At 35.0% G+C, this 9,457-nt stretch carries 7 protein-coding genes; 2 read left to right on the forward strand and 5 right to left on the reverse strand.

Going from position 1 to position 9,457, the window contains the following annotated elements:
* Positions 1–45: 45 nt before the first annotated feature.
* Genes Megvenef_RS05150 through Megvenef_RS05160 form a run of 3 tightly spaced genes read right to left on the reverse strand, consistent with a single transcriptional unit; the run spans position 46 to position 2,867 of the window.
* A complete protein-coding gene (locus tag Megvenef_RS05150; RefSeq protein ID WP_322776911.1) occupies positions 46–1,371 on the reverse strand; it encodes a glycosyltransferase family 61 protein in 1,326 nt (441 codons plus the stop codon).
* A gap of 9 nt (positions 1,372–1,380) precedes the next feature.
* The gene (locus tag Megvenef_RS05155) at positions 1,381–2,484 is read right to left on the reverse strand and encodes a DegT/DnrJ/EryC1/StrS family aminotransferase (RefSeq protein ID WP_322776912.1); all 1,104 of its coding nucleotides are present in this window, start codon (positions 2,482–2,484) and stop codon (positions 1,381–1,383) included.
* On the reverse strand, positions 2,466–2,867 hold the full coding sequence (locus Megvenef_RS05160) for a sugar 3,4-ketoisomerase (RefSeq protein ID WP_322776913.1): 402 nt from the start codon (positions 2,865–2,867) through the stop codon (positions 2,466–2,468). The genes Megvenef_RS05155 and Megvenef_RS05160 overlap by 19 nt, the downstream gene beginning before the upstream one ends.
* 267 nt (positions 2,868–3,134) lie before the next feature.
* On the opposite strand from Megvenef_RS05160, the gene Megvenef_RS05165 reads away from it, so the two are divergent.
* Complete coding sequence (locus Megvenef_RS05165; protein ID WP_322776914.1) at positions 3,135–5,285, forward strand: UvrD-helicase domain-containing protein; 2,151 nt, start codon at positions 3,135–3,137, stop codon at positions 5,283–5,285.
* A 233-nt stretch (positions 5,286–5,518) separates the two neighbouring features.
* Entirely contained in the window at positions 5,519–6,835 is a 1,317-nt protein-coding gene (locus Megvenef_RS05170) for an amino acid permease (RefSeq protein ID WP_322776915.1), read from the forward strand.
* Between the two features lie 349 nt (positions 6,836–7,184).
* Here the strand turns inward: Megvenef_RS05170 and Megvenef_RS05175 are convergent, their stop codons facing one another.
* Together Megvenef_RS05175 and bamA are read right to left on the reverse strand one after the other, a co-directional pair.
* Positions 7,185–7,739 carry an OmpH/Skp family outer membrane protein gene (locus Megvenef_RS05175; RefSeq protein ID WP_322776916.1) on the reverse strand — a complete coding sequence of 185 codons (555 nt, stop codon included), beginning with the start codon at positions 7,737–7,739 and terminating at the stop codon, positions 7,185–7,187.
* 22 nt (positions 7,740–7,761) lie between these two features.
* Positions 7,762–9,417, reverse strand: coding sequence for an outer membrane protein assembly factor BamA (gene bamA, locus Megvenef_RS05180; RefSeq protein ID WP_322776917.1), 1,656 nt, complete (start codon positions 9,415–9,417; stop codon positions 7,762–7,764).
* Between the last annotated feature and the right edge of the window lie 40 nt (positions 9,418–9,457).

Here is a 9,457-nt window from a genome sequence, read left to right on the forward strand (position 1 = left end):
CTTTATTATAGCAGGGCATAAGGACAGTGACTTTATATTGATCCATTATCGGTTACTATCTTCTAAATATTTAATTAATATACTTACATCAACATAAAAATCAGAATGGTTAATATATGATTTTTTAATGTTTATATGCTTGCCGAGAATATACTTTAAACTTAGCCCTATAGAATCAGCAAGAGCACCAAATATATGAAGATTCGATTGACTAGCATCACTCATCATCATCAATATTTCACAATCCTTAGGGGCGAAAATAAAGCTAGCCATTCCAGCACCACTCTGTCCTACTATTAATTCAGCCTCTGAAAATAGTTGCACCTGCGCGAAAAATGACAAATGCTCAGGAAATATTATTTCAAAACCTCTTGCAACTAAAGCATCTTCTATTTCTTCTGAATTAATCAATTGCCTGTAGTCAGAGTTTTTTCTAGAAATATATAATTTTCTACGCCGCGTTGAGCTACTAGGAGATGCTATTTTTTTTAAAATAGCATCTCTAACGTAGCTAATCGCTTTGGGTGAATATACAGCGTCTTTACCGTAGAATGGATTATCATAACTATCGTGAAATATTGATAATTGCGATGGATAATATAACTTTTGCACTTTATATAAAGTATTATTACTAAGTTTTATTATCTCCCTATTATCTTGATTTAGCATCGCAAGGGCATCGTAGAATTGTGCCGGCAAATCTCCGTCAACTAATAAAGGAATATTTTTATCTAACTCAGAAACAAGGCTTAACCTAGGCAGATTTTCTATCATCCAATGAAAATAATTTTTTGCATGATCTTTAGGAAGATGAATTCCCTGTTTGATTTTTGTCGATTTTAAAGGCCATTTTATACTGATATTATCTTTGGAAACATTTGCTATTAAGGGCGATTTTACTGGATATCTGTTAAAAAAATCTTTGTTAATTTGATCATAAAGAATAGTTTTATCTGCAATAATTAAATCCGTACCAACAAAGATTTGTGCATCACTAATTACGGCCAAATAAATATCCGGCAATTTTGCTTCGCAAGCATATGCTTCATTTACTTTAAAACCTTTATTAATTACTTTTGGCAATGTTAACTCTATAACCTCACCTTCCTTGTGAAAAATTATCTGAGCTTTTAAATTTTTACAACCCTCTAGAAACGAAAGATACGGTAGAGTAACTTTTCTAAAGAAAAAAACTCTATTTATTTTCAGGCTATCTAAATTTTTTTGAAAAATTTCTCGCCTAGGATTTAAATTAATAGCAATAATTATCATGTATCCAGTAACAATTTGCGCTACACGATAAAAACGCATTGCAAACCAATTAATAAAATTAGCTAAAGTAAGTTTTTTGTATAATTTAGCTATTTTCATATTGGTTTGTTATGCAAAAAATTTCTTGATTATTCCAGCGCAATAAGCTGCTTCTTTTTCCTGCAAATAAGGATGCATTGGCAGGCTAAGTACACTAGAGCAAATTTTTTCTGTATTCACGAATGAACCTTGCGTGATATTCATATCCTTATAGGCTTCTTGCATATGAATAGGTTTTGGATAATGAATAATTGCTCCAACACCATTTTTTCCGAGAAACTCTTTTAGCTCATCTCTTCTGGAAGTCCTAATAGCAAATATATGCCAAACATGCCCTGCATCGTATTCTGGCAGAATAATATCTCCTATACCCGCAAGCTCAGATAAGTAAATTTTAGCAACAGCGCGACGCTTTTCATTCCAACTATCTAGATGTTTTAATTTGATAGACAACACGCCGGCTTGTAATTCATCTAACCTGCTATTTACGCCCTTTATTTTGTGTTCATAACGAACTGGACTTCCGTAATTGCGTAGTAATTTAATTTTCTCAGCCAAAGCCGAATCATTTGTTGAGATACACCCGCCATCACCAAAACAACCTAAGTTTTTACCTGGATAGAAACTAAAGCCAGAGCAATCACCAAACGTACCAGCTTTTTTACCAGTTATTAGATCAACAGCACCGTGAGCCTGAGCAGAATCCTCAATAATTTTCAAATTATGCCGATTAGCAATTTCTATAATTTGGCGCATATCGCAAACACGGCCATAAAGATGAACCGGCATAATCGCCTTTGTTCTACTAGTTATAGCTTTCTCAATTTTCAGCGGATCTATAAGGCAAGTTTTACTATCAACCTCTACAGGAACAGGGGTAGCACCAGCTTCCGAAACAGCAAGCCAAGATGCAATGAATGTATGAGCTGGCACTATTACTTCATCACCAGCTTTTATATCCATAGCTTTGATACTAAGGACGAGCGCATCAAAGCCGTCTCCTACTCCAATTACATGTTTTACTCCCAAATACTGAGCAAATTCTTGTTCGAATTTAGATAATTTATCTCCAAGTATATATGAACTATCTTCATTAACCTCATACCAAAGATGATCAAATTCAGACTTTAGCTCTTTATATACTTTTTTTAAATCTAAGAAATGGACATCCATTTTTGAAACTCCTTGTATGATCTAATATAATCTTGTTCATCATAAACATCAGATGCCAGCACAATAACCTGAGGATCATTTTGAAAACTCACTAGTTCTCTCCATAAAGGCTTGGTAATGCACAAACCTTTATCTGGCGAGTCTAGAATAACCGACTCTCTTTGTTGTCCATCGTCTAAAGTAAATTCAACTGATCCGTGCGTGCAAAAAATAAATTGCTGCAGTTCTTTATGGGCATGAGCCCCACGAATTTCCTTTATATCATATAGCCAGTATACCCTTTTAACAACAAAAGTTAAAAGTTGCCCTAGCTCAGCAAAGGAAAGATTTCCTCTCTCATCGCTAATACGAGGTATTTGAACTATTTTGTATCCTTCGATCACAACTTAGATTAACTCTTTTTATATACTATTTTGTAAAACATTGAAAAAAGATATGATATATTAAAATTCCTGTCAATAAGGTTTCACAAAAACATCTATAAACATCACAGTCAATTCAGATGAAGATCGGACTAGGACCGAGGAGCGAAGCCTATCAAGTACTGGGAAGCGACTAGGAACGTCCTAACTTCATCTGAATTGACTATAGACTAAAGGTCTATAGCACTTTATGATCCTCTCATTGGGTATTATCATAATTATATTTAAATGCACGACAATCAAGAAGAATTAAATGAACCGCAACTACTTGCAACAAGATACACAGAAGGTCCACTTCTTGTTCTTGCTGGAGCTGGTACGGGTAAGACAAAAGTTTTAACACACCGCATAGCCCATATTATAGAGCAAAATCTTGCACAGCCCTATGAAATTTTAGCTGTAACATTTACCAATAAAGCCGCTAAAGAAATGCAAGATAGAATAACTAATATTATTCATGCTGATGGACTTAATATTGGTACATTTCACTCCATTGCTGCAAGAATGCTAAGGACTCACATTGCTTCCCTAGGAAAAGATTTAACCAGCAACTTCACCATTATCAATCAAGATGACCAGATTCGACTCGTCAAAAATATTGCTCTTGAGCTAAACATAGATGTGAAGCAATATCCGGCTAAGATGATTCACATTATTATCTCCAAATGGAAAGACCAAGGCCTAACGCCAGATAAAATAGGTGAATCAGATTTTATTGCACCAGCTTATAGACTTGCCAAAATAGTTTATTTTGAATATCAAAAGCAAATGCATGCCTCAAACGCAGTTGATTTTGGCGACTTACTACTTTATTGCAATCAACTATTGATTCATAACCAGGATATTTTAGAACATTACCAAAATAAATTTAAGTACATATTAGTAGATGAATACCAAGATACCAATGCCGTTCAATATGTTTGGGTTCGTATGCTCGCCAGTAAACATAAAAATATTTGCTGCGTTGGCGATGACGACCAATCAATATATAGCTGGAGAGGCGCTGAAGTTAAAAATATACTTCGGTTTGAACAAGATTTTCCAAGTGCTATCGTAGTCAAACTTGAACAAAATTATCGTTCAACTCCTTATATTTTAAGCGCGGCATCCCAAATTATCAGCCACAACAAACATAGGCACAGTAAAAAGCTTTGGACCGACCAAAAAGACGGAGAAAAAATTAAAATTATTTCTTGCTGGAACGATAAGGAAGAAGCACGATATGTTACTACCGAAATAGCAAAATTTATAAATAATGGTAAGTATAAAACAAATCAGATCGCAATTCTTGTGAGAGCTGGCTTCCAAACAAGATCTTTTGAGGAAGCATTTATCAGCAATGCCCTGCCATACCAAATTATTGGTGGCCTTAGATTTTATGAGAGAATGGAAATTCGTGACTTGCTTTCTTACATTCGTCTTAGCATTAATCATAACGATAACCTTGCTCTTGAGCGCATTATCAACGTACCAAAACGATCAATTGGTAATGTTACCCTAAAAAAAATCAAAGACTTTGCTTCTGAATACGAAGTATCTGTATTTGAAGCACTGAAGCAGATGATTGAACAAAATATCTTAAAAGGCAAAACAAAAGATAGTCTCGAAGAATTTACTGACCTAATTGTCCTATGTGGCCAGAAATATCAGCATGAATCAGCATTTGAAGTAACAAAATTTATTTTGGAAAAATCTGGTTACCTTGCCGTATTAAAAGAAGAAAAAACCGACGAATCCAGAGCCAGAATTGAAAACCTCAATGAGATGCTAAGAGCGATCGATGAATTTAATAACATTACTGAATTTGTTGAACATTCAAGCTTAGTAATGGATAATGAATCACTAGAGTCTGACTTTGGTGGTACAGTTAAAATCATGACTCTCCATGCAGCAAAGGGACTTGAGTTTGATTTGGTATTCTTGCCTGGCTGGGAAGAGAATATTTTTCCTCACCAAAAAGCCATAGCTGAAGAAGGAGACAAGGGACTTGAAGAAGAAAGACGTATTGCATATGTCGGAATTACGCGCGCCAAAAAAGAACTTTACATCACACACGCTGAGAGTCGAAGAATTTTCGCTGAATTCATTAAGTCTGTACCGTCAAGATTTTTAAGAGAAATACCGTCTGAATTATGCGCAACTAGTTCTTCTACTAACAAACTTAATTACTTAGGATCAAGACATAATTTTTCGATGCAACCAAGCAACCAGAGGCAAAATAATATTGATACTATAGCCACAAAAAAACCTGGCAGCAGGATACGGCACTCTAAATTTGGTACTGGTGTTATTGTGAGAAAAAATGGCGACAGTCTAGAAATAGCATTCGAAAAGATTGGTCTTAAAACAATTAAAGAAGCCTATGTTGAATTGATATAAATCAACATATATGCTTTGCTCAAAACCATCATGCTAAATTTGCAGATTTTTAGCTCAGGATTGTCTCTGAAAATACCGTCATGGCTAGAAAGAATGAGCCTCTGCAACTGTCCAGTCTAAAACTTTATAAAAAAATCAATCAAAATATGTTATGTACTACAAGAAGTTTATTGAAATAATTTCAATAAACTTCTATAGTCCTGTTCATTTTTACAATTTGGGATAATCCAATTATGTCTAATAAAATAGGGTTTTGGGCAGTATTTGCTTTTGTAACCGGAAGTCAGATCGGATCAGGCGTATTCATGCTTCCAGCGAATTTAGCTGGATATGGTATTTTTAGTTTAGTCGGTTGGGCAATATCTGGAGTAGGAGCAATTGCTCTTTGTTTGGTCTTTGCATCGCTTTGTGCAAAATTTCCTGAAACAGGTGGGCCACACACCTATGTAAAACATACTTTTGGCCTTACAGCAGCATTTTTTACCGGATGGACTTATTGGATTATTTCATGGGTTAGCACTACCGCCGTGATAGTTACTGCAATAGGATCATTAAGTGTATTCATTGGCCCACGCTCACCATTCGTATATTTAGCCTTAGAAATTATATTACTTTTACTTATTACATTTTTAAATCTTAGAGGGGTTAAAGCAGCGGGGAAAGCAGAGCTTTTCTTAACTTTACTAAAATTCATCCCTCTATTAATTATGCCGCTAATAGCTTTATATTTTTTCGATAGTAATAATTTTGTTATTGATCAAAGTGTCTCAAGCATTTCAACTACATCAATGCTTGCTAAAGTTACACTCTTAACTTTATGGGGTTTTATTGGCTTAGAATCTGCAACAACCCCAGCTGGCTCAGTAGAAAACCCTTCCAAAACTATTCCTAAAGCAATTATTTCTGGTACTCTATGTGTAGCCCTGCTCTATTTTGTTAATAGCGTAGGAATAATGGGTTTAATACCTGGCCAAGATTTAATGCATTCAAAAGCCCCTTATGTTGATGCCGCTCAAATTATTTTCGGAGGCCAGTGGTATTTAGCCATAGCGTGTATTGCTGCAATTATTTGTGTAGGAACCCTAAATGCTTGGATACTAGCAAGTGGGCAAGTAGCACTTGGCCTTGCAGAAGATGGTTTAATGCCTAAAATATTTGCTCAAAAAAACAAACATAACGCACCACTTTGGAGTATTGTAGCAAGTTGCGCTGGTATCATACCTTTATTATTTCTTACTGCCAATGAAAGCCTCGCTCAGCAAATAAATGCTATAATTGACTTTTCTGTAATGGCATTTCTTTTTGTATATTTAATGTGCTGCCTTGCTTTCTTAAAATTATTAATTCAAAAGAAATTGCAATGTTCCATTATACAATGGTCATTTGGCCTTATTGCTAGCGGTTTTTGTGTGTGGATAATATATGAAACACCTATTAAAACTTTAGCTATCGCGAGCTTATTCGTACTTAGTGGGCTACCGCTATATCTGTTTTGGTATATACGAACTAAGCAACAACCATTGTTGGATAGAACCAATACAGAATTTTAATATCTCTCTTATTAATAAATGTTTAGTGTAATTTATATTTAATCAACCTGAACTATGGATAAGATAAATATTAGATTTAGTTATGGCCGGTAAGAAACACAGTCATCCAGGGCTTGATCCGGCATCTTCTTATGTATTGTCATGCGGAACTCAGTGGGTTTCGTACATCTCTTCAGCCCAGTATCTTCTCCTATCTCATGAGATCCTGAAGTAAATTCAGGATGACGGTGCATACAGCGAGTCCCAGTATAAAACCATACGACTCTATCCTTATCCATAGTTCAGGTTAATTAGGAAATTCTATTTATAAATAGCGACTAATAAGCTAGTAAATGGATTATTTTCTAGCTTATTCTTTAGAAGGGGAATATTTAATGTCTACTATACTAAGCCTTTCATTTAGCTTAGTTATAACCTCAAGGGTAATATTCATATTACTCTCAACAAATAATACCTGAGAACTTGGAAAAACAATATTAAATCCATACTGTTTTGAAAGCTCAGTTATTACATCAATAGTACTCTTATGAACTTGAGCTATGGCTTTAGAGTGAGCTTCTTCTAAAGCACTTTTCTTATTCTGCATTTCTTTTTGAGTTTTGCTTACTTTTTTATTAAACTCCAAGACTTTCTTGTTAAACTTTTCTTCACCTAAGGCTACACGCTCTTTAATTAATGCATCTTCTATACTCTTAAGGTTCATTGCCTTTTCAGTAACTTCTCTCTCAATATTATCACTAATTTCATTAATAGACTTTTTTACGTGTTTGATAGCAAGCGAATGTTCTAGTATTGACTCAACATCTACAACAGCTATCTTGGCAAGAAATTTATCTTCTGCTTCTGCCAAAGCAAAAATAGGTATTGTAACCAACAACAGCACTATACATCGCAAAAATTTCATCTAAGCGAAACCACTAATCTTATTAAAAGTGTGTAGAAAATTTAATATGAAATGTTTGTCCTTCATCATATTTTTTCTTCTTAATCGGGAATCCCCAATCCAATCTTATAGGAGCAATTCTAGTCACCCAAAGAACACCAAAACCAACAGAGCTTCTAAGCGCTTTATCGTTATAAAATCCCTTAGAAGTTTTTGAGTCAGCGTCCCACAAAGATCCAGCATCACAAAATACAGCACCAGTTACATTAAATTCTTCTGGTAAACCAACTGGAAAATTAAGTTCTGTTGATAATGTATAATATTTTTGCCCACCAAGCCCCTCATCGGTCGCTATATCTCTAGGGCCAATACCACCTTGTGCAAATCCTCTTAGACTATAGTCTCCGAGATTGAAACGATCTGAAATCCTTACCTTTTTACCACCGACTCCCTTAATATGACCAGCAGCAGCAGAAAATTTTACAGTATATTTATTTTCAACAAAAGATTTAAACACTTTGCCATCAACATCGTGCTTCAAATACTTAGTATTACCACCCAAGCCAGCATATTCTTGTGTACCAGTTAATATATAACCATTTTTCGGTAGCACTCTGCTGTCTGTTCTGTCATAAGTCAAACTATGAGACATTGATGAAGTAACAAAGTTACCCATTTGTTCTTTAATAAACACTGAAGCTGAGCTACCTGGCGCTTTCAACTGATCACGCTTTATCCCATACTCAATTTCATGAGATAGATCATCAGATATGTCATACCCTAAAGAAATTTTAGCACCGGTGGACTTCAACGAATAGTTTAGCTCCTGATTTGTAAAGCCACTTCCACTACCATTTTCACTCCTAAATACGCTTCCTCCCAAAGAAAGATCCTTATCCATAAAATTTGGATCCGTCAATCCAGCATAATAATAAATACTCTTTTTACCAGCTTGAACTCCCGCACTGAGATACTTACCCGTTCCTACAAGGTTCCTTTCAAGGAAAGAAATTCTCCCAAATGGACCTCCAGCAGTATTGTACCCAACATCTAAACCTATTGAAGATGTAGATTTTTCTTCAACATTAATGTTAATATCATACCTATCACTTTTATCAGTAGGAGAAAGGTTAAGAGCCATTTTACCAAAATAATCAAGATTTCTGATATTTCTTTCGCCCCTTTCTATTTTCCCTCTATTATAAACATCTCCTTCAGCAATTTTCAGCTGGCGTCTAATAACATGATCTTCGGTTTTTAAGTTACCTTCGATATTAATCCTATTGATAAATATTTTTTCAGCTTGATCGACAACCATTACCACATCAACGGTGCCAGACGAAGGGTTGGTTTGTATATCAGGATGAACATCAACCTGTGGGTACCCTTTACCAGCAAGGTAATCAGCAATACGTTCTGCCGTTTTCTGAGATGCGCTTAAATTAAATGTTTGCCCCTCATTTTTATCAATAAATTTCCAAATTTCTTCATCATTGATACTTGCGAGTTTATTATTTAGACTTGTTTTACCAAATTTATATTTGGCCCCCTCTTCTATTGAGTAAGTTAAAATAAATCCTTCTTTGGTTGGCAACAAATCTGCTGTCACAGATATAACTCTAAAATCAGCAAAACCAACAGAATTATAGAATTGCTTTATCAGATGCTTGACCTTTATAGCAGCTGGCGAGATGAAGATGACAAATTATTTGTCCGTGTCGATAAAGATGGAGAAATGG

The organism is Candidatus Megaera venefica (assembly GCF_034554655.1).
GTDB lineage: Bacteria > Pseudomonadota > Alphaproteobacteria > Rickettsiales > Rickettsiaceae > Megaera_A > Megaera_A venefica.